Source organism: Acinetobacter sp. GD03645, from assembly GCF_029845285.1.
Taxonomy (GTDB): Bacteria; Pseudomonadota; Gammaproteobacteria; order Pseudomonadales; family Moraxellaceae; genus Acinetobacter; species Acinetobacter corruptisaponis.
In genome coordinates this window covers 98,074-119,120 of the sequence record NZ_JAOCLL010000012.1, presented here as the reverse complement: position 1 = coordinate 119,120, position 21,047 = coordinate 98,074, and the positions used below count along the sequence as shown (strand labels likewise).

Sequence of the window (21,047 nt, the reverse complement as noted above, 5' to 3'; positions counted from 1 at the left end):
AGTTGGACTATCATCCCAGACACTATTCCAAGTACCCTGCACAAACTTCGATGTGTAGCGACTAAACATATCTCCAACCACCACTACAGATCCAACAATCGAATTATCGGCATCATAGTTATGAGTGACTGGCTTAGTGAAAGTAATCTGGCCATTGATCTGAACATCATTAATTAAGCCAATGTCCTGATAACGATATGACGCTGAGATGGGTGCAATCAAACTATTCAAAGCAAAGTCACCACCCAATGTGACACGACCATAGTCATAGTCCACAGTGTACATATCAAACGGAACCTTGGTGCCCTCACTATCTTCCAGTTCACACCACGAAATACGCTGATCATTTAAATCATATGTTTGCCCTGCAACATGGCTTGGCAATTCCTGCTTTTTAGATGATGCAATTACTCCAATATCACCGACACGAAAAATCGGGACGCGGCCATCAGGCGGCAAACGAGTTGCAGACAGGCCTAAAATGTCCGAATCCAGTGGAATATAGGTATAGGCAATCGCGTTATAGCGAACGCTGGTTGCATCAATCCAGTACGGTGCATTAACCCAGACCGTATTGCCACCATCGGTATAGTCAAGTAACGGATCATACCAAGGCTCGTTTGCAATCTCAGGATGATCAGACTTCTTGGTTTTCTTATAGAAATAGATGTCTACAAAACCTGTTTCGTAATTGATTGAGCCGTGCGCTTCATTCGTCTCAATAATACCTGCCTCATCAGCAGTTAATGTCAACTGGCCACCAGCAATCGCGGCCACAACAACCGTCAATGAACCAGGGCGAATCGGAATTGTCGGTGTCCTAAAGCTGACATGATGGATCGGCAACATATCAGTGGTGGTTGTGAGTGACTGCAAGGTGAGCTGGTTGTCAACATTGGGCGTCCATGAATCAAATTCAACCACACCCGTACCATATTGAATAATCCCGCTTTGAGTGCCGCTGCCAGTGGCCGAATCCACATTGCGATATAAAAGCCCAGTTCGGTCAATAAAGGTATCGGCACCCAGCTTGAAACGCACTGATCCAGACAAGATTTGCTCATCAAAGCCCTTTGTTAAATCAAACTTTAATTTATCAGCAGTGATTGTGGTTGAGCTGCTGCCCGTACCTGATGTATCACGGTATTTCACCTGGATTGTTGTTGCATCAAAGGCTTTTACATTAACCAGTGATGGCACAACTTCCGTTATTTGAGGAAGATAAAAACTCATATTTACTCCGATGCTGCTACATAATATGTAAGTGGTGTATAGGTGGTCTGGTAAGTTGTAATCTGCATCACTGGGATGACTTCGCAGACACCCGTTGCGTATATGACTGTGCCCTGCACATTTCCAAGATCGTCAACCAGATTCCCTGTCGTTTCATTTACAGGTACATCATGTAATGTGAGTATATAGTTGGCGACCGCACCAACAGCCCGTGAAAGAGGAATCTCCAAACCTACCGAGCTTGGCTGAAGTGCAGAACCCGTACCGATGGTAAACGTCAATTTATTGTTTACATCTGGCGTTGCTGACTTGGTTTGGCTCTTACCCTCACAGTAGTTATATGTAAGGGTAAAAACCGTGTTTTTCTGTGGCAACTTCTTCGGGATTAATCGCCCCTTGCCATTGTTAAAGGTCATTGCCCCAATCGCATCACCCGTAAACTGGCCAGAACTGTCAACCGTTGCGGTCTTGGTTACACCGTCCAGCAGCCAGGTTGCGGTTAGACTGGCAATCCCATTATGAAATAGCTGAAAGTCCAGACCCGCAGGCAATACAGAAAGATTGGCACGGGCAAAGGTTGTGATCGGACTGCCCCATTGCAGCAGGATCGGCGTGCCAACATCTGGCAATGCACCCGTGGTTAGCAACCACGTTCCTGTCGTGTAATTGATTGATCCACTACCGATTGACTCATTGGCCGCTACCAACCGCCCTGTGCCGTTATCTTTCAGCACATAAAATTTACCCTGCGCCATGAAAGAAATAGACAATGCACCAGGTGCGGGAATCGGAACCAGCACTCCTGTCCAGTTTGTGCCCTGGTTGCTCTGGGTTACGGGCAAGGCATAGGATTCAAATGGCTGTACAGGTGCAGATGCAGGTGTAAATGTAATGTTCAGGATTGCGTTGCCTGACCCAATGGCATTGGTCCACACAATGCGTCCAGTCTGATAGTCAATGGCGCCGACCTGAGTGCCTATTGCTGTCCTTAAAGTGCCACCATTGTCAGTGATTGCTTGCCCAAACAGGGTAAATGACAAAGAGCCAGGTAATACACTTGAACCTAAATACAAGCTTTGTGCAGTATTCACATTGGTTGTGTACTGCACGGTGATGGTTCCAGCATTGCCCGCCACCAGTGCAGGGTTTTCGCTGACAGCATTTAAGTCTAGCAATGGAGTTTCTGTCTGAGATGACGGAATCAACTGTGAAAAGATCGATGCAGCCTGAATCGTAAAGCTGTTTAACGCAACATCCTCAGCAATCTGTACGCTTGCATAGTACTTGCCCGTGTCAGCCACAATCGTGTCCCGAATGATCGTTGGTGACTTTGCACCGTTGTACCACTGGCTTGCAGACAAACCGATAAAATCCCGTTCCAGCGGATCATTGATTGAGTATGTGCCAATCTTGTAATCAACCCTGTTTCCATTCACCATCATTGTTGCAATGCGGGTTTCAACTTTGGTGATCCGAACATACTGTTCATACTCTGAACCCTGCCCCTCATTTGAGACAAGCACAATGGTGTCACCCACATTACTTTCGGTATCAGAGGGAAACATGGCCACTTGTATCAGTTTCATACCCTGCCAGAGTGTATCTAGCGGTGTACCTGCAATCTGACCACCCTTGGCTAGATAATTTTCAATACGGTTGGCGGCATTGGTGCGAACATCAGTATGACTTTCGGTGCTGAACAACAATGCTGACACACTTGGATCATCAGGATTCTTGGAAATAAATACAGTTGAACCCATCAGCGCTTCAGTGTCATTGTTGTTCACAGCGGCAAAGATTTTACGCAGTGACACACGGCCCATCGTTCTATCCAGCTCAGACACATCAGGGAAAAGGTTGTTGCTTTCCCCGTCCACCACGGCCTGTCCAGAATACTTACCACCGCCATCTGGGGTGTCAGTCAAGCGCTCGGACTTGTATAAGACTAAATTGTTGGTTTGTACTGGCATTTTATGCTCCAATAAAAAAGCCCCCTACCCAAAAGTAAGAGGCTGTAAATGAGAAAACCCTGCTTTCGCAGGGCTTTCTTAACTTTTTTAAGTCATCTAGGCGACCTATGCGGCCTAAACCCTGCGGTTCATGGTTATGAGATTGAGGGGCCATTTCTAAGCGGCCTGTGCAGCCTAAACCAAGAAAATATTTGCACTATTTGCCGTTAAATTTTTCTAAGCGGCCTGTGCAGCCTAAACCGCTGAACCTTATCCTTTGGTGTGGCGCAAATTTTTCTAAGCGGCCTGTGCAGCCTAAACCATTGATGAAGATGCTCAACGTCGTCGATGGTATTTCTAAGCGGCCTGTGCAGCCTAAACCTACGTTGATCGTCTCGATGTTGTGGAGATCAATTTCTAAGCGGCCTGTGCAGCCTAAACCTTGGTAATGAGTCATATCCACAATATCCCGATTTTCTAAGCGGCCTGTGCAGCCTAAACCTATGTCGATACGTTAGAAGAAGCAATTCGGGTTTTCTAAGCGGCCTGTGCAGCCTAAACCATGACAACTACTGCCTCAAGCCAATTGGTGACTTTCTAAGCGGCCTGTGCAGCCTAAACCTTTACCTGCAAGCGCGAGAAATAGCATCTCAATTTCTAAGCGGCCTGTGCAGCCTAAACCGAAGAACCCGACCTTTAGAAATGATGTTGACGTTTTCTAAGCGGCCTGTGCAGCCTAAACCTATACAAACTTAACAGCAATTTTCACAGTATCAACAAGATAGCACAACTTTTACCGTGCTACCCTTTGTTTTTTCGATGTATCATAACCTACTGAATTATCTAACTTAATTTAAAGTGATAAATTTATTGGGTTTATAAACACATAGATAGATAGTTTAAGGCACCTCTAAGAATCTAAATGTGGCACGGTAAAAGTCGTTATCGGAAATTGATGGAACGCCTCGCACTGGAGTCGCCTCAATCGCACCCTCGGCATGGTTAAAGATCACGTTGAACTGTCGTGTATCGTGTGGATACTCAAAAACAAGGGTGAACTGCTCACCCTGCAATGCAGACCAGTCCTGAATTACAGAAAGACTGGAACGTTTAATCCATCCTTGTTTGTCTGTCTTGGATAGCAGGGTGATTGGTCGCCCTGACTTCTTTTTTCCCTCTTGAACAATCAAGGTGCCATCGATCGCACGTTCAATATTCTGCTCAACTGGCTTCCAGTCAAATTCATCCGACCATAAAAAACCGTCCTCTATTAGGACGGCTTCGGTTGTAGCTTTGCGTATTAGTCTCATTAGGACCTCTTTTTAGCTTCTTCAAGTTGTCTGAACAATTCTTCAGTTGCATCAACCTGAGCCTGTGTTCCATAAAGTTCAGATTTTGAATTGCCAATGGCAAGTTCAATCCTTACGTTTTTGTCTGGTCCAGAATCAATGTTAGGCATCCTGATCTGCTGTATTTGCGGCGGTTCAATATTTGGGGCACTGATTACTGGGGTATTTCCACCTAAAGAAATTGAAGCCCCAGTACTGGAATTTTTATTCTCCCAATACGCCAGTGTTTTCTCCATTTGTTGCTTGGTCGTGTTCACCCCGAGTTGATTACCCCCACGTAAAGCGTCAGTTGTTTCCTGCGCAAGACTAAGCTTGGCCTTGTCAGCCAGATCACGTGCACGGCTTGAGTCCATGCCAGCAGCCACCAAACGATTGAAGTAATCCTCTGACATTTGATCAATTCCACCCTGCAATTCAGAAAGGCCTTTCGCTGTCACGGCGGTTTGTGCAGCACGTTTGGCAGCAACCTCCTCCATTGCCTTGGCCCATGCATCCGCGCTGCTTTGGGCTTCTTCGCGGGCGGTTCTGCCTAAGTCCCTGAATCCCTGGGCTGCTCGTCCAGTAGCACTTTCAGCAGCGGAACCAATCGGGTACAAAGCGTCAACGATTTCCTGAGTCGTTTTGACAACAGCCTTGCCTGTTTTATCAATCTCCATGTTCAAACCATTGGATGCACCAACTGCCTTAGCCTGAGCAATTATTGCCTGATCACCTGATAAAGCAACCGCCTGCGACATTTTTTCATAAGCCTGTTTAGTGCCCTCCGCTGTCGCTTGACCACTATTTTTTACTTGCTCAAAATCCATCATGGCTTGTTTTGCGGCCAATGAAAGTTGCTCTTTGGTCTGAATGCCCAGGCGCTTAAATGCTTCAGTGGTTTCGTCTGTCTCTCCCTTAACTTTCGATGTCTGAATTTCCAGCGCCAGCATGCCATTTTCAACTTGTTTGGCCGAAAACACACCTTGAGCCTCAAACTCTTTAAACTTTGCCTTTGCTGCATCAAGCTCCACCTGGCTGTCAGCTTTTTCAAGCCAAGTTTTCCAGCCTTGATATAAAATGTTAGATGCTTCCCGCCCTTTAATACCAGCTTCTTCAAGTTTTTGCTTTAAAGTGTCAAGATTGGCACTGCCCTGACCGAAACCCTGCGACATGAAATTGGCAGTTTTATCAATATCAATGCCTAAAGCCTTGCCCGCCTCCCTTGCATCATTTAATGCAGGATCTAGGTCTCTTGCTGCTTCACTGGCAAGTTTAAAACCCGCATCAAGTTGTTCACCAGTCACCTGCCCAGCAACACCCATTTCCATGAGCTTTTTCTTGGCTTCGTCAATTTCAGCAGTATTTTTTGCCTGACTTAACCACTTTTGCCAGGCTTGGTAAATCATGTCAGAGGCTTGAGTACCAGTGATACCCGCATCTTTCAACTGACCTACAAAAGCGGTTAATTTGCCAGAATTGTCACTAAAACCTGCGGATATTTTATTGGTGACTTGCTGAACATCCACACCTAAAGCCTGACCTGTTTCGGATGCATTCTTAAAGGCCTGTTCTTGCCTTTTGATCTCAAGGGTAGCTGCTGCCGTAGCCTGCTCTGCTTCTGTCAAACGGGTAACAACAACTTTGCCACCCTGATCAACCGTAGCGAAATAACCCTTTTGCGCCAATTCCAGTTCAAGTGCTGAACTTAAAACACCGCTATTAGCTTGCACCGCTTCTGTTGCGTAGTCAGTGACAGCCTTTAATTTACGCGACTGAAGCTTGTCACTATTCTGCCCCTCCTGTTCCTGAATAGCCAAAAGATCATCAAGGGCTTTTTTGTTTTCAGCAAGGATTCGAGCATTCTTCTGCCCCTCGCTCTCTACAGCTTCATCCAGCCTCTTTTTAGCCTGAGATTCATGTGCTAAAGCGAGCTGGTCAACATCATCATAGAATTGCTTTGCCTTGAGTCGCATTTTTTCTGCATTGGCAGCAAATTGGTCACTCACATCACCAAATGTAATAGTTGCCAAGACACCATTGATAACAACACCTAAATCATAAAAAACACCAGCCAAAGTCATCACAACAAGGCGCAAGGCAAATACCATATCGGATATAGCTCCAAATGTGATACTCAAGCCTTGGGCGGTACGTGTCAGGAAACTAACTTGATCTCCTGCTTTTGTTGCTTCTCCAGTAAATGATCCCAAAACTGCTACAATATTATTGAGTCCATCATTTAACTGCTTGATTGAAATTTCACCCAACTCATACAATCCAATGCCGATTTGCTTTACGGCATCATAAGTTGAGGAAATAGCCTGCTTTAATGACTCAAAAATAGTTGGATCAATGCTCTCAAACTCTTCAGATAAAGCATCAACAGCCGACATGACATCATCAAACAATACTGCGATCCAGTCCAGATCACCGCCCAATGATTGAATTACCCCTGCAAGTCGGCTAGAAATATTGTATTGCTCATTCATTTGACCAATCAGAGCAGTAATATTGTTTCTCACCTGCTGCATAGCATCCGCAGTGGAATTTTCCATTGCGGATGCAAGTTCAACATTTCGATCCCTTGATTCAATCAATGCCTTGGTTAATTCATTTACAGATATTTTACCCTCTGCACCTAACTTGCGAATTTCCGACTCAGTACGTCCTGTGCTTCGCGCAAGATCACCCACAACATTATCAGCACCAGTGATGATACTCATCCATGCATCAGCATCCACAGAGCCTTTAGCTAATGATTGTGCCAAAGCATCTTGTGCAGACTGCGCCTGATCTGCGCGGGTGGCATTATGGGTGAATGATAAAGCCAGACTATCAGTCAGGGTTAACACTTCATTTGTGCTATAACCCAATGACTTCATTGTCCCTGCTGTAGCTAGGTAAACCTCCTGAGCTTCTGCTAGCGGGCGGAAAGTTGCATTTGCAAGTTCCAAAAGCCTACTTTGAACTTGGTTGTATTCTTCAACACTATCTGTGGCATTTCTGAGACGTGATGCCATCTGTTGAGTTGCGTCAGATGTGGCTATCAACTCATTTATGGTCAAGCCCAAACCCAGTGCAGCTAAACCTGCTGTTAGCGTCCCGATTGTTGTTTTAAGCACTGAAAAGCCAACCTGAGCTTTATCAGATGTCGCTTCTGTCTCCCTTAATTCCTGATTTGCTTTACTGGATGCTTGAGTAAAGTTGTTGAAAGCCTGATCTGCCTGCTCGACTTCCTTTTCCAATTGATCTACCGCACGTTGGGCTGCTTCAATATCCTGTGGCTTGGCATTGGTTGTAGAAAAAGCCTGTAATTTCTGCTTAGCCTGATCCAAATCAGATTTCAATACTCCCAAAGCTTTTTCTGAAACCTGTCCAAACTCATTGAAATTCTTGGCTGTTTCACCTGCATTGGTTCCTGCACCCTTAATTGCTGCGGTTGCATTGGTCAGGTTCTGGGTAAGCGCAGTTGCCATTTTCGTTGTGCTTTCAGGCACAACCTCACCAATATTTTTTGAGGCAATATTGGCATCATTACCAGTTTCTTTTAGCTTATCGCCAAGATCAGCAACCTTTGCAGATGCTTCACCCGACTGTTTTTCTAGTTCATCTGCTGCCTTGGAAACTTCTAAAACTGCTGTTTTGGCATCATCAGCTTTTGGCTTTAAGTCATCAGGTACAATCTTTCCAACTTCCTTGCCCGCTTGTTCTGATGCCTCTTTAAGCTTCTCAGCTTCATCTTTTATGGTCTTTACAATTGCCTTGGTGACATCTTCTGACTGCTTAACATTAGATACATAATCTTTGGTATCAGCCTGTAATACAACCTTAAAAACTAGTTCTTTAGACATAAAATCCACCTCATCACCACATAAAAAAAGCCACGTAAAAATGCGGTGATGACATATTTACGTGGCTAAACTGAAAATTTAGACAATAAAAAAGCCCTGCTTTCGCAAGGCTCTGAAATATCATTTAGTGGCTTCCCATTCTTTTTCGTATTCCTCTCGTTGTACATCAAAGAAATTGGCTCGATCTTCAGCAAAATACTCTGTCAAACCCAACAAACTTTCTAATGTATAAAAAGTTGCTGGATGAATACCTCTCTCCTCAAGATCCGTCTGAGTTTTTTTCATTTCTTTCTTAATTTGGGTAATCAGTGTAGATAGCCACTCTGTTGACTCATGAGCAACAGCATAGACATCCAATAAATCACCTGCATCATAGGTTTTAACCTGTTTTTCTGCACTTGGCTGGACAATAGCATTCATACCGCATCTCCCTTTGGTTGATGTTCCAAAGCTTTTAATGCCATTTCTATTTGAGTCTCAATTCCAGAAATAGCATCAATAATCACTTCGTGGTTGAAACGGAACCCTGCTATATCCTCCCCATTATCAATAAGGAGCCTGGCCGTTGCTAAAGCCTGAGTTAAAAAGCATTGTGCTATATCGTAAGCATGGTGTTCCTGCGCATCCTGATGGGTAGTAAAGAAATTGCGTACACAGCCATACGGTACAAATGGTTTTGCCTCTGCTTTTTTCATATTTTGCATATTATATGGAAATTCATTTATACTGCTCATTGTTAATACTCCTGTGTTAGCAATCCAAAAGCCCTTTTCCGTCCAAAGTCGAGGGCTTTTTTATTGCCTAAATTAAACATTGTTGTTTCCTAATAATTTAGAAAGTCGAGTTAAGCCTTTTGGTGTTACTCTCACCTGCTCTGAAATTTTCACTGAACCATCAGGCATTGGAATATCCTTAACTTTGTGTTCTAAATATCCTGCTTTGATTTTTTCCTGATACGCAACCCAATGTTTGCTGCCAGTACGTTTATAGATCCAATCATTCAAATTAAGCCACTTGTTAAATTTGTGTGGTTCTTGCTGTAAAGTCTTGGCTGCATCAGTCAAACATAAACTCCCATCCGCTGTTGCTATACGATCAAAAGCATCAATGGTTGGTTGCATGACTTCAACTTTCTGCTCCAGCTCAATCACTTTTTCAGAGTAAGTCAGCAAGGCATTTCGTAAAGCATGTGGATCTGCCAGTAGTTTCATTGGATCAGTTGGTTTAGCTACTTGGGCTTCAAGCTCCTGCCAACGATCTACTAAGCGAGCGGTAAATTCAGGACATAATTGAGCCACTACAATAATGCTGTCTCGTTTGCCTTGTTCGCCTGTGAATACATAGGCTTTAACAGTAATAGTTAAACCTAAGTTATTGATTTTCTCGAAATCCTCAATTTGAGGAAGTTGAATAACACCACTTTTTGCTAATGTTTCAATAGTGCGCTTAACATTATCATGACGCTTTTCTACGAGTTCAGAAATTTCTAAACTGGTCATGGATTGAGTCAGTAGTGGGACAATTGCATTCATGCTTTTACCTCTTTATTTTGGTTTACCAATAACTCAACTGCCTTATTGATTAGGTAATTCATCGAGCGTTCTTCCTGTTGTGCTTTCGCTTTCAGCCTCTCGTGCAGTTCATCTTTAAGGCGAACTTTAACGTAGATAAATTCTTTTGGTTTCATTCTTCCTCCTAAATGCCACAATTTGTGGCTTTTTATAAATATAGCCACACTTTGTGGTAATGTAAATAGATCAACTTAAATTTTTGCCACATTTTGTGGCTTTTGAGGTTTCTATGAGTAACCAAGCCGATCACACTATCGTTCGATTACGTGTTCCGCCTGAATTAAAAGAAAAAATTGAAAAAGCTGCTGAAGAAAATAACCGTTCACAAAGTGCTGAAATGGTCTCTAGACTTGAGGAAAGCTTTTTATCTAATAGAAATGAAAGTACAGATGAAATATATGAACTTGTATCAGAGAAGTTTCTCCTGAATTTAATGAGAATTCTTAAAAAACAAGGATTAGATACCCAGTCTATCAATCGAACAATTGTAGATGCTGCAAATTTATTATTAGACGACGATGCTGAAAAAAATTCTAAAAAGTAAGTCATTAGTGACTTTAGAGTAAGAGTCTTCATAAAAAGCCTCATCGTGGGTGATAAGGCTAGTATGGTTAAACTTCTTCTAGGTTTGTTCTATTTAGAGTCTATTTAGAATTAACTTCCTCTAGATAAATAAATCAGACTCTATTTAGAGTTTTTGAATTGATTTGCTGCTTTAAATAGATTGCCACAAGTATCTTTATTAGGTAAATCAATCCCATTAATTTCACAAAAAGATTTTAATTTTTCGTATGCAGTTATGTGATTATTTAAATCTAAACCTGCTTTACTAGATAAGGCTAGTATGATCTTATTTATTGAATTTTCACGCTTAGGGTGTAGCTTTAAATTATGTTCTAAATGGAGTATCTGATTTGACCGCTTACGTGGATGCCTCTCAACAGGTTCTCTTTTTTTACCATTTAAGAGCAGTTCTATATCTTCACCTAAGACAAAACAATCATTCTTAGTTATTTCTCTCTCAGATTGAAAATCATCCATGTTTTCCCAATTAAAACTATCATTAAACCAATATGCTATTTTCCAGTCATCATCTTCTTCAATTTCAGGAAATGAAATAAAATCTTGTCCTCTAGAATAACTTTGATGTATGGCATTGTGTTTATGAGAATAATGGGAAAGATCAAAAAATTCTAAAACTCTTAATTTATCAAAAAAACTACAACATTGAAATGCTTTCTCCCACTCCCCAATTACACAAAATTCTTGTGTATCAATTGAATAAACATTATCAAAATAAGTGTTATTAATTTTTACAACTAAATTGAAATAAATATCTTTTACAGACCCACTATTTAAAATTAATATTGCCCCCGCTTCATTTAAAGTTAAAACTGTTGAGTGTATAATTTCAAGAACATCTAACTGATTTGACTCATCAAATTCTAAACCGAAAGTATTAGGGTAGAAAACACCTGTATCATCTTCACCTAAATTATTTGGCTTTGCAAATACCCCTAAACGTATATCTCCTCTTATACCCAACTGAAAAAAATACGACTCATCAATATCAGAACGCTTTAAATGTTCATTTAAGAATTTTGCGGCTTCTTTTAGCGTGTAATAAATTTTCAAAGGTAAGGGAGTCATTCTATTTTTCTCAGGTCACCAAGCCAATCACTTATCCTTAAATATACCTCAACTTGGGGGTGTTGTAGGGTGCATCTGCAAGAAAAAATGGATTAAAAAAGCCCCGTTTGGGGCTTTTCTTTTGTCTTGATTTCCACGATTAATGCAACGCCATTTCAGCACTTTTAGCTAAAAATGCAGAGCGGCTTAAATGTTGTTTCTTGGCGACTGCATCAATACGTTTAACCAATGCCTCTGGCATGCTGATATTAATACGTACAGATTTGCTATTGATTTTAGAGGTATCAATATCCACTAACAACCAATACCCCCCCTCAAAACGATCATCACCGATCCATTGCTCAGGACTTGATGGTTCGGGTAACTCTAAATCCTCCCCATCAAAATACACTTCTACAGCTTCTTGAGCCATACGTGCAATATCCTGCATATCATCTGCGGCGCTAAAGCACCCGTCAAAATCAGGAAAAGTTAAACCATAAGCAGAATCTTGGTCTTTATGAACATATACTGGATACAACATATTTACCTCCATTCCCAGCCAGCTTGTTTATATATATTACGCAATGTTCCAATAGGCATATCTTTGCGGGGGTGCGGCACAACTACATGCCCAGGCTTTTCAGGATGCTTGAACTTCTCATGATCACCCTTACCCCCCACTTTGACCCAGCCCTCTTGTTCCAAGCGCTTAATAATGTCTTTACTGTTCATTGTGTAATTATACACACTCAAATAGCGTTAAGCTAGATTAACCATCCAACTGTTTAAGATATTTATCCCACGCGCTCTGTTTGGCATTGTTGGCCACCCTGGTTGCTATGGCATAGGACTTCATCTGCTGGCGTTCGATTGCCTGAGCTTCCTCCAGATACTTTAGAAATGCGCCATAGGACATATTCATAATGTCATCAGGTCTATGTCCACCAAACTTGGTCAGGTATGCAAACGACTGAAACCAGCTCACATCTTTGGTTTTCTGTCCTGAACCTTGATGTACCTTTTCTTTCTTAAAGTAGGCCTCATTCACATGGATAATATTTAAAATCAGTTCAGCTATTAATGTGTGCTCTTCTGAATGCTTTGCAAAATCATTTGCATCAAGCGTAGTGGCCATGGAACAAACACCCATGACCTGAAGAATATATAGCTCTATTAACGGCGTAATTGTTTCTACTGAATAACTTTCCAATTTTTTAAACTGACTGGCATATTGTGCAAATCGATCTATATCCTTTACCTGAATTTGCTTTATCTGGATATTCTGGTCAATGAATGTGTAAGGCAATGATTCATTGTTCGCTAGAAAAAAGTCATTCATTTTGAAACCTCTATCAATTTAGCGATAGCAGTTAGTATTGGTGCGGCTTGCCACAGTAATATTCCAAATAAAATAGAAATAGCGATTATATAAGTCCAAATTCTTAAGGCTTTACTTTCAGAAAGTTTATTCATGGCTTTATCAACCTTTAAATCTAGGTTAAAATTCACTTATTGTTTTCCCTTAATGTGCTAAGTGGCGAACACAAAAAAGCCCATCGACTGCGAATCGTGGGCTTTTTGCTTTTATATAGGCACAAAAAAAGACGCTGATGCGCCCCTGTACCTGTACTGGTTGTTTAAGCTGCTGCTGGAATCGTCACGATATGACCATACAGGCCAAGCGCTGAATCAGACTCTTTTTCAACATCTGACAAAGCCTGCCCCTGAATCTCATACTGCCCCAGTTCACTATGAATCAGTGGGAATGTGGTCTCAGGTGATTTCTTGGTACGCCATAACCGCACCGCCATGTGTTTCTTGGTGGCCTTGTTGATACCCTTGAAGAACAGTTCGTACTCTTCCTCCAGATCAGAGGCAATCGTGGTTTGGGTCACTGCACCAGTGGTGTAGGTTGCTTTCAATGGCATGGTCAGCGCTGTCACATCATTGAAAACCACGGTGCCAAATTTGCTGTCTAATGTGTATTTGGACGGGTCTACCGTAACGGGCGTACCAGTAGAATCCTTAAATGACACGGCAGACAGGTTATACCCATCCAGCATGATTTCCTCACCCGCCACCACGGTACCAAGGTTCTGGTCTGTCACCGTGGCTGATGCAATTTCATGGTTGGTACCAGAGAGAATGTACTCAAGATTTTCAGGATTGATTTCCTCAAGCTGACCTGAGAACTCAACACCCGTGGTGTTCACCATTGTGAAATCCGTTGTACTGTTTCCTGATGTACTTTCAGTGTGCTCAATCAGGTCGGCGGTAATTGCAATCTCAAACTCTGGTACATTACCAATGAAACGCATTGCGCCTGCAACACCGTTTGCGATCTTGGATAGATAGAACTTACCCTGAAGATAAATATATTCCTTAGCCATCTACTTTAACCTCTTTGTTTGTTTTGTTGGTGGTTGCCTTAACCTCAGCAGCGGGCTTGGTTTCGGCTTCTTCAGCCACCTCCTCGATCACCTTTGCCGCAAGTAAGCCTGTAACCTGTTCTTCACTGAGACCAGCCACATAGTCACCTGGTTTAAACCGCCCCACAGGTTGCAGGGCCTTGTATTGTTTCTCTGCCATGTTAAGCAGCTCCTATAATCATTTGTGATTCAAAGATCACGGTGTAATAGACAAGTGCTGGACCGTATCCATCCTTAACATCAACGATCTGCAATGGTGCTATTGAACTGTCAGGCTCCCATCCAGCCAACAGTTCAATAACCTGATTCAGGAAATCACCAGCCTCATCAGCAACAGCCGTAATATCATTGCGCTGTGACTGGGCATTGCGGCAGGCTACTGTTACTGCCCATTGAAGTCCCAACAGATTGCTTTTACCTCGCCCTGCATCATCAACCTTGCGAACTCGGTGGAAATTTACATGCGCCGCTGGTGTAACCTGGCTCATTTCAGTGACGGAAACAGAATTTAACGGTGTGTAAATCTGCTTAAACCCATCTATTTCCCTGAGCTTTTCGGCAATTTCAGCACGTACAGCAAAAAAGTTAGCCACTTATGTGCCTCCCGATGATGTTGAGGATTGACTCATCATCTTCATTGTTGATACCTAAAAACGTCCTTGGTTCAATCTCAACCTTTTTTACCTTGCGCCAGTTACCTGCAACCTGAAACACCAAATATCCTGCTGTCTTAGGATAGATCGTGGCTCCATAATGCATAGTGGCGGCGTACTCCACATTTGTACCCCACTCCACGCCATTGTCCAGCACATTATGGGTCATGCTATTCATTAGCCGCCCCGTGTCACGCAAGGTCTGACCATTCTGCAATCTGGCTCTCCATGACTGTTTCCAGGGATTGCCATCCACATCAGACTGGTCAACAAACCGCATCTGGGTTGAACTAACGCCATAAGCGCCGATCTCATCAAACATGGCTTTCTTGTCATATCCAACAAGGTGCTCCATTAAGGCTATGATTGGCGATTCACCATCAGCCTTAACTGTTATAGCGATTGGCATAAGCACCTCACTTGATGCTAGGCATCATGTCCAGCACGGCATCACCAAAAACACCACCCTTGTAGGTGGTGCCGATTGGCATGGTTGCTGGTGACTGTGGTGGAAGCTCACCTGTTGGTTGATCCTGCTCATTCTTAATTGGCAGCACTGCCTTTTTGTCAGCAACCCGCTTTAGATAAGAAACCTCAGCTTCATAACGATTTGTTATTTCTTCTGTTGGTTGCTGAAAATACAGGCGGTAACGGGCAATATTGCAGGCTACACGTTTTAAGGTGCTTGGAATTTCAGGCAAGGGCAATGTATAGGCCACAGCGACATAGCTGTCTATCTCCTCTGTGGCATCCTGAAGCGCCTCCTCAAGCGCTCCTGGCACAGTCTGCATGGCTTCAAGGTTTGCCATTTCATCTGCACCAAACCTTTTTTCAAGATCGGCTCTAGTCGCATACATGGGACACCTTACTTGGTTGATTCTGGCGTCCCCTTGTCTGCGTTTTCATCCGCAGTGGCTTTACCAGCCTTGGTGGACTTCGCGGTTGCTGCGATCAAGTCTTTTCCAAGCTTGGCAACCTGAGCTTTCAGATCGGCAATTTCGGCATCCGCTTTTACCTTGTCATCTGAGAGCAGTTGGTTATCCGCTTTCAGATCAGCGATTTCGGCGGCAAGCTGCTGCAACTGGCTGGAGGAATCATCTGACTGTTCCTGTTGAGGCTCCGTATATTCCTCAATTGCCCCAGATGTTAAAAGGGCCTGAAGTTGTTTATCTTCAAGCCCTGTGACTTCCTTACCTGGTCGAAAATGACCAATGGATTGTTTTGCAATGTACTTTGGCATTTAGTTCTCCTTAAACAAAGCCACGACCACCAACCAAACCGTTTTTATTGTTTGGCACAGCAAGTGGTGAGGACTCCGCCAGCATTTGAATGCTCGATGGGTTCTTTTCCTGCCACTGGGTAAGAAAAAACTCCAATGCCTGACCAAAGGCCTCAATATTCTGAATCGCACAGTGCGCCATCCAGCCATTGGCATCAGAGATCATCCCAAAGAAATCTTCAGGAATGAAACGCTCAACCGATCCGTTCATGTTGTGGGTGCCGTCATAGGTCCAGATCTGAACATTATCCACTGTGCCACGGAACTGCGGTTTAGCTGGATCGTCAAATGTTGGTGTGATTGGAACACTGATGCTCGCATATGGCTTAATGAACTTTTCCTTAAACTCATCATTCTGGATCAAGGCATTGAAAACCTTTGATGAGGTCAGTGCCAGGTTGGGTGCCACACCAGCATATTCAACCGAAATGTTGATCATGCTTTGCATGTCCTGAACAGGCGTGGCATTGGCAAGGTTCCACTTCACCAGCGGCGCAAAGTTACATGCTGCATCACGGTTGTAGTCAACGGTATAGGATGGAAAGTCTGCCGATGCAAATGTGGTTTTGCCATACAGCAGCACATCACGGGCAATCAGCAGTTTTCGGTTTTCAATTGACTGGCGTAGGTAAATCGCCTTTTGTGCCTGGTCAATCAGCAGTAACTCCGCATCACTTAAACGATTTGATCCTGTTGCAACAATCCCATAACGGCGTAACTGTGAGACCAGTGCAGAATCCTGAACATCACTTGGCACAATGGTCACCATCGGCTTTAAATAAGCTGGCTTCACAAAAGCAACCTTGCCAGATTCAGCCACATTGATTTGACGGCCTGCAACGTTGGGGCTGACAAACGGCGCAAGTGGTGTCGCTGTGTTCAACTCGCCCACAGGCACCTCTTTCTTGGAGTAAGACACGCGTTGAGGGAAGAAACGGTCCATCAACCAGGTATCCACCTTTTTTGTGGTGTCGGTTAACAAGACCAGCTGAGGAATGTCCAGCAACTCTACTGGTGCATTTTGAAATGTAAAACTAACGCTCATGATTTACCCCACGACTTTGCGTAATTCGATTTTGTTCTTTAGTCCCTGTGCGCGAACCGCATCCACTTGGTTGGTGGCCAGTTTGGTGCCGTTGACCGTTACCACGGCAACATCAAAAGGCCCCTGCACATAGATTGGCATTTCAAGGCCATTGGCGGCGTGATAGGTGGATTGCTCCGCTGTCATGTCCTCAACCACAATGGCATGCCAGTCACCCACCACACCGCCTGTTACAGCAGGATGTGTGGCAACATTGGCCGCGTTCACGGCGATTAGGTCACCACGTTTATAAGCCGTTGCCGTTGTTGGCTTGGCATTTTCAGTGCGTACACCATCCCCAACAACGAGTTGGCGGCTCTCAATGGTTTGTGTAATTGTGCTTCCCATGATTAGTTTCCTTGTTTCTGTGCTGCAGCAAACTGATTAAATGCCTGGTCGAGTGAGGAACCCTGCGGCTGACCTGCACTACCCTGTCCACCATTTGCCTGATGGGTAAACAGATGAGCCAATGCTGGATTAGGCTGTGCAGGTGTAGGCTGTGGTGCTGGTTGCTGTTCAGGTGTTTTGCTTGAGAATTGACACAACTGTTTAGCTGCAAAGCTAAAGGTCACGTCATCCATATTGGTGTATGCCATTTTATCCTCAGCACTGAACTGGACCTTTAATTCGGTTTCCAGTGCTGCAATATCATCCGTGCGTTTTGTTGCCTTGAACTGCTTTAGCTCATTTAAGGCATTGTCACGCTCGGTTGTAAGCTGCTTGTTATCAGCTTTCAATTGTTCTAGTTCGGTCACGTCTGTGTCCTCTTGCTGTGGTTGTTGGCTTGGCTTGCCTGAAAATGCCTTAATTGCAGTATTGCGGTCTGCCCCTGTGGAACAGATCGTAAACTCTCGGATACGGTTGTTACGAAAAACGGCGACAGGTCCTGTGAATGATTGACCATTTACAATGACAGATACGCCCTGACCGACTTCCTCAATCGAACCAGGATCAATAAACATCGACATCTGAAAAGGAAATCCGTCATCGCTATCCTGAACAAATTCCTGCGCCTGTGGATTAGATAGAAAGTCTCCTGCTACTTTAATGCCCTGCTCAACATTGACGTTTTTAACCACGCCAACACGGGACATACTAAAATGTTCACCTAGCAATGGTGTTGGTACTGGAATTTCAATCCCATCCAAGTCGAACACTACCCCTGTTCTGCCCCAATACCAATGCCCGTCTACACGTCCACCAGCGTAAGCAGTACCCTGGAATGTTCGTTTTTTTCCATCTTCGGCTTTTGGAATATCCAAGGCAGATAAGGCAAATAAAAACTTGCCCTGTTCGTTATCTGTTTCCATATTTCACCCAATAAAAAAAACCGCCCAAAATGGACGGCTTTTAAGATTATAAAGTTAATTCACCAATGCTTTTAATGTATAAACCAATTGCCCTTTTTCAGTTGTAATTGACACAACCTCAAATGAAATGCCAATTTCAAACAACACCCCCTGACCAGCGTTAAGCTTTTCCAGATCAATGCCCAAACCCTTGGCGTTCTCCACCTTAATGACCACATCGGTATTGGATGCAGCCAGCATCAACGGGGAATCCAAAGTGATTGTCTGGCCAACCTGAAATGAAGCCACGTAATTTAAAGATGATGCACCTGAAACAACCTTGGCTGTATTGGATGCCACCGCCTGAATCTGTGCCATGTCAGCCTTGATCCAACGGCGTAACACATCCTCGGCCAGACTGATCGGCTGATTGCCCAGATAAGCTGTAAGGGCCGCATCATTGCCCATCACATAATCAAGAAACGTTTTAATTGCGCTGGGTCTGATTGTTGGGTCAAGTGGAATCACTGTATGGGCGATCGTGTCAAATAGATCATGGCTCTTTTCATTCATCGGTGCCAGTAGACTTGTCAGCTTTTCACTGGCAGTCCATTCAGCCTTGATGACTTGCTTCTGGTCGAGTAAAAACTCCTTGTCCAGAATTGAATCTGCAATCTTCTGGTCAACCAGATCAGACAGGTCGCCAAAATCAGCGGGACTAGTGGACCACCCAAGATCAACGGCAACGTCAGGTAAATCCTCGTCCGACGTGATGCCATATTTCAGTGCCTGCGCCTCGGTTAGGGCAATCATTGTACAGCGGCATCTAAATCCATTTGGCGCATACCAGATCAACCAGAACGGGTCATCAAGATGACGGATAATCCGATTCATGGCCAAGTGGGTGGGTCGTACCCTGCTATCATCAATCGCTGAATACATCAGGTAAGGTCGTGCTGCCTTGTTCCGTTGCTGTTGTTGCCATCGTCCATGTGCATAGGCTGACTGGATGTTGGTGCGAAACACATTATCCAGATAGGATTCAGGCAATATGATTTGGTTTTCAGCCACCAGCTTCTTAAAGTCATTAAAGGTTGAACCATCGGCAATGGACTTATTGACTGCTTTCATTACCGTTTCAATCTGTTCAAGGCTCGAAAGAAAACTGACGGTGCTGGCAAGTTGTCTGGTGCGCAGGTCAAGTGAGTAGAACTCATCAGGCAATATGATTTTACGCGCCTGGGCGTACTGCATGGCTTCAAGAAAGGTAACTGGTTGCATTTACTTTCCTCCACTGGCAGTCACGTACCCAAGCACATCACCTGCATATAAGGCCCTTTCCAAGTTGGCCGTAAAAGATGACCTGGATACACCTGGCATAAGCTGCATCAGGTTAAAGGCCAATGCCTCAGGTGTCTCACTTTGCTGAAGCAGTTCATTGACCTGCCTTTGACTCAACAACTCTATTGAACCCTGATCATCTGTAAGTTCCTCCACTTCCTGCTGTGCTGGTGAAAGGTTCTTGACATTGGCAGCAAATGAAAAAGCCCGTTGTGGTAATGCGGTGAACTGGGGTATGACGGTTTCTTTCGAAGTGGCTTCAATATCCCCCTCCTCAAAACCATAAGCATTTACCAGATAATTCTTACTAAACTGCACGCCCATGCTACTGAGAACAGCATCACGGTCAGCCTGGTCTTTATTTAGCGTTTTTGGTTTTTCACCCAAGATGATCTTATGTTCTTGCCATCCGTTGAGTAGGCATAGTGCATCAACCACTGCCTGCAATGTCGGTACGATTAAGCGCATATCAGATTTTAATTTATCCTGACGTACATTTTCGTGTACTTCGCCCAGAGCGCGGCTACCAGTGCCATCAGTGCCACTTGTAAGCGTTTGCCCAAGGACCACTTTCTGAATTTGGCGAATCAGTACGGTATGAAACATATCAAAGGATGAACCTGCTGTTCCATTCGATCCAGCTGTAAGGACCTGGACATCATCATCTTTATCTATAGCAAGTACACTTTGGGCATGCGCATTCAATAATGCCTCTGCCATATCACCTGTATCGGTTGTATCAACCTTACCCAGTAAAATTGGTGTACCAAACCGTTCAAGAAACTTTGCCCAGAACTTAAAGCCATTCTGTTTAAAGAAAAACAGCCAGTACAGGGTTGCCAATAAGGCTTTGCCATAAGGCTGTTCATAGGAAGCCTTGCGGCGGGTTAGAAAGAATTTTAGTTTCTGGTCTACCTCCTGTTCCCTGCCAGTACCATCCTGACGGTAGATCAAGCGTCCATCGTTCTTTGGTTCAAACCATTGCATTGGCTTTTCACCAATCCATTGCAACCCAACATAGCCATCTGGCTTAAATTCATATACCGCTTCCTGGACTGAATAGCCAAATAACAGCGCATTCAGTGATCCTGATGCAATTTCAAAGAACCATTCCTTTAACTCGATATTGAGCAATTCGGCTTCATTGGTATCACTTGGTTCAAGGCGAAACGGTGTTGCCAGTAAAGCATCTATACGGGTTTCGACTGCCTGGGCAATCTCATCATCATCCAGCAAGACCTTTAGTTTATGACGTGCAATGCCAGCTTTGCGAAGCACCTCGTCAGTATCAGGCTGACGGCCAAAGTTGATTAAAAACTGCGTAACAGCTTCCTGAGAGTAAAGATTGCCATAAGACAAAGCCTTTTTAGGCGATTTGTCCTTGTTTTTAGACTTTGCCATTGCTGTT

Annotated in this window: 25 protein-coding genes and 1 CRISPR repeat array; of the genes, 1 reads left to right on the top strand and 24 read right to left on the bottom strand. The window is 43.8% G+C overall.

Going from position 1 to position 21,047, the window contains the following annotated elements:
• The 8 genes from N5J47_RS11525 to N5J47_RS11490 all read right to left on the bottom strand — a co-directional run.
• A partial coding sequence (locus tag N5J47_RS11525; RefSeq protein ID WP_279959922.1) for a hypothetical protein occupies nucleotides 1-1,233 on the bottom strand: 1,233 nt, incomplete at its 3' end.
• Between the two features lie 2 nt (nucleotides 1,234-1,235).
• Nucleotides 1,236-3,203 carry a hypothetical protein gene (locus N5J47_RS11520; protein ID WP_279959923.1) on the bottom strand — a complete coding sequence of 656 codons (1,968 nt, stop codon included), beginning with the start codon at nucleotides 3,201-3,203 and terminating at the stop codon, nucleotides 1,236-1,238.
• 93 nt (nucleotides 3,204-3,296) lie between these two features.
• A CRISPR array of direct repeats spans nucleotides 3,297-3,925; the repeat unit is 28 nt; unit sequence TTTCTAAGCGGCCTGTGCAGCCTAAACC.
• Between the two features lie 156 nt (nucleotides 3,926-4,081).
• Nucleotides 4,082-4,492 (bottom strand): hypothetical protein, encoded by a 411-nt coding sequence (locus tag N5J47_RS11515; protein ID WP_279959924.1) that lies wholly within the window; start codon nucleotides 4,490-4,492, stop codon nucleotides 4,082-4,084.
• The gene (locus N5J47_RS11510; RefSeq protein WP_279959925.1) at nucleotides 4,492-8,361 is read right to left on the bottom strand and encodes a tape measure protein; all 3,870 of its coding nucleotides are present in this window, start codon (nucleotides 8,359-8,361) and stop codon (nucleotides 4,492-4,494) included. Before N5J47_RS11510 ends, N5J47_RS11515 begins: the two co-directional genes overlap by 1 nt.
• 120 nt (nucleotides 8,362-8,481) lie before the next feature.
• Nucleotides 8,482-8,781 carry a hypothetical protein gene (locus N5J47_RS11505; RefSeq protein ID WP_279959926.1) on the bottom strand — a complete coding sequence of 100 codons (300 nt, stop codon included), beginning with the start codon at nucleotides 8,779-8,781 and terminating at the stop codon, nucleotides 8,482-8,484.
• Nucleotides 8,778-9,095 carry a hypothetical protein gene (locus N5J47_RS11500; RefSeq protein ID WP_279959927.1) on the bottom strand — a complete coding sequence of 106 codons (318 nt, stop codon included), beginning with the start codon at nucleotides 9,093-9,095 and terminating at the stop codon, nucleotides 8,778-8,780. Before N5J47_RS11500 ends, N5J47_RS11505 begins: the two co-directional genes overlap by 4 nt.
• Before the next feature lie 72 nt (nucleotides 9,096-9,167).
• Nucleotides 9,168-9,893: a phage antirepressor KilAC domain-containing protein gene (locus N5J47_RS11495; RefSeq protein ID WP_279959928.1), complete on the bottom strand. Its 726-nt coding sequence runs from the start codon at nucleotides 9,891-9,893 to the stop codon at nucleotides 9,168-9,170.
• On the bottom strand, nucleotides 9,890-10,048 hold the full coding sequence (locus N5J47_RS11490) for a toxin-antitoxin system HicB family antitoxin (protein ID WP_279959929.1): 159 nt from the start codon (nucleotides 10,046-10,048) through the stop codon (nucleotides 9,890-9,892). Before N5J47_RS11490 ends, N5J47_RS11495 begins: the two co-directional genes overlap by 4 nt.
• Nucleotides 10,049-10,161: 113 nt before the next feature.
• Between N5J47_RS11490 and N5J47_RS11485 the strand changes: the two genes are divergently transcribed.
• Nucleotides 10,162-10,476 (top strand): Arc family DNA-binding protein, encoded by a 315-nt coding sequence (locus tag N5J47_RS11485; RefSeq protein ID WP_279959930.1) that lies wholly within the window; start codon nucleotides 10,162-10,164, stop codon nucleotides 10,474-10,476.
• 140 nt (nucleotides 10,477-10,616) lie between these two features.
• Here the strand turns inward: N5J47_RS11485 and N5J47_RS11480 are convergent, their stop codons facing one another.
• The 16 genes from N5J47_RS11480 to N5J47_RS11405 all read right to left on the bottom strand — a co-directional run bounded on the left by N5J47_RS11480 (nucleotide 10,617) and on the right by N5J47_RS11405 (nucleotide 21,040).
• Nucleotides 10,617-11,582 carry a hypothetical protein gene (locus tag N5J47_RS11480; RefSeq protein WP_279959931.1) on the bottom strand — a complete coding sequence of 322 codons (966 nt, stop codon included), beginning with the start codon at nucleotides 11,580-11,582 and terminating at the stop codon, nucleotides 10,617-10,619.
• A 139-nt stretch (nucleotides 11,583-11,721) separates the two neighbouring features.
• The gene (locus tag N5J47_RS11475; RefSeq protein ID WP_267979547.1) at nucleotides 11,722-12,105 is read right to left on the bottom strand and encodes a type II toxin-antitoxin system HicB family antitoxin; all 384 of its coding nucleotides are present in this window, start codon (nucleotides 12,103-12,105) and stop codon (nucleotides 11,722-11,724) included.
• Between the two features lie 2 nt (nucleotides 12,106-12,107).
• Nucleotides 12,108-12,296 carry a type II toxin-antitoxin system HicA family toxin gene (locus tag N5J47_RS11470; RefSeq protein WP_267979548.1) on the bottom strand — a complete coding sequence of 63 codons (189 nt, stop codon included), beginning with the start codon at nucleotides 12,294-12,296 and terminating at the stop codon, nucleotides 12,108-12,110.
• 37 nt (nucleotides 12,297-12,333) lie between these two features.
• Nucleotides 12,334-12,903, bottom strand: a complete 570-nt coding sequence (locus tag N5J47_RS11465) for a hypothetical protein (protein ID WP_279959933.1) — start codon at nucleotides 12,901-12,903, stop codon at nucleotides 12,334-12,336.
• Complete coding sequence (locus N5J47_RS11460) at nucleotides 12,900-13,073, bottom strand: hypothetical protein (protein ID WP_279996983.1); 174 nt, start codon at nucleotides 13,071-13,073, stop codon at nucleotides 12,900-12,902. The genes N5J47_RS11465 and N5J47_RS11460 overlap by 4 nt, the downstream gene beginning before the upstream one ends.
• A gap of 128 nt (nucleotides 13,074-13,201) precedes the next feature.
• Nucleotides 13,202-13,954 carry a hypothetical protein gene (locus N5J47_RS11455; protein ID WP_279959935.1) on the bottom strand — a complete coding sequence of 251 codons (753 nt, stop codon included), beginning with the start codon at nucleotides 13,952-13,954 and terminating at the stop codon, nucleotides 13,202-13,204.
• The gene (locus N5J47_RS11450) at nucleotides 13,947-14,153 is read right to left on the bottom strand and encodes a hypothetical protein (protein WP_279959936.1); all 207 of its coding nucleotides are present in this window, start codon (nucleotides 14,151-14,153) and stop codon (nucleotides 13,947-13,949) included. The genes N5J47_RS11455 and N5J47_RS11450 overlap by 8 nt, the downstream gene beginning before the upstream one ends.
• 1 nt (nucleotide 14,154) lies before the next feature.
• The gene (locus tag N5J47_RS11445) at nucleotides 14,155-14,586 is read right to left on the bottom strand and encodes a hypothetical protein (RefSeq protein WP_279959937.1); all 432 of its coding nucleotides are present in this window, start codon (nucleotides 14,584-14,586) and stop codon (nucleotides 14,155-14,157) included.
• Entirely contained in the window at nucleotides 14,579-15,055 is a 477-nt protein-coding gene (locus N5J47_RS11440) for a phage virion morphogenesis protein (protein ID WP_279959938.1), read from the bottom strand. The genes N5J47_RS11445 and N5J47_RS11440 overlap by 8 nt, the downstream gene beginning before the upstream one ends.
• Nucleotides 15,056-15,062: 7 nt before the next feature.
• Nucleotides 15,063-15,503, bottom strand: a complete 441-nt coding sequence (locus tag N5J47_RS11435) for a DUF1320 domain-containing protein (RefSeq protein WP_279959939.1) — start codon at nucleotides 15,501-15,503, stop codon at nucleotides 15,063-15,065.
• A gap of 8 nt (nucleotides 15,504-15,511) precedes the next feature.
• Nucleotides 15,512-15,886: a hypothetical protein gene (locus tag N5J47_RS11430; RefSeq protein ID WP_279959940.1), complete on the bottom strand. Its 375-nt coding sequence runs from the start codon at nucleotides 15,884-15,886 to the stop codon at nucleotides 15,512-15,514.
• A gap of 10 nt (nucleotides 15,887-15,896) precedes the next feature.
• Nucleotides 15,897-16,970, bottom strand: a complete 1,074-nt coding sequence (locus tag N5J47_RS11425) for a major capsid protein (protein ID WP_279959941.1) — start codon at nucleotides 16,968-16,970, stop codon at nucleotides 15,897-15,899.
• Between the two features lie 3 nt (nucleotides 16,971-16,973).
• On the bottom strand, nucleotides 16,974-17,357 hold the full coding sequence (locus tag N5J47_RS11420) for a hypothetical protein (protein ID WP_279959942.1): 384 nt from the start codon (nucleotides 17,355-17,357) through the stop codon (nucleotides 16,974-16,976).
• Between the two features lie 2 nt (nucleotides 17,358-17,359).
• Nucleotides 17,360-18,319, bottom strand: a complete 960-nt coding sequence (locus N5J47_RS11415) for a hypothetical protein (RefSeq protein WP_279959943.1) — start codon at nucleotides 18,317-18,319, stop codon at nucleotides 17,360-17,362.
• Nucleotides 18,320-18,373: 54 nt separating this feature from the next.
• Nucleotides 18,374-19,579: a phage minor head protein gene (locus N5J47_RS11410; RefSeq protein ID WP_279959944.1), complete on the bottom strand. Its 1,206-nt coding sequence runs from the start codon at nucleotides 19,577-19,579 to the stop codon at nucleotides 18,374-18,376.
• Complete coding sequence (locus N5J47_RS11405) at nucleotides 19,580-21,040, bottom strand: DUF935 family protein (RefSeq protein WP_279959945.1); 1,461 nt, start codon at nucleotides 21,038-21,040, stop codon at nucleotides 19,580-19,582.
• Nucleotides 21,041-21,047 lie beyond the last annotated feature (7 nt).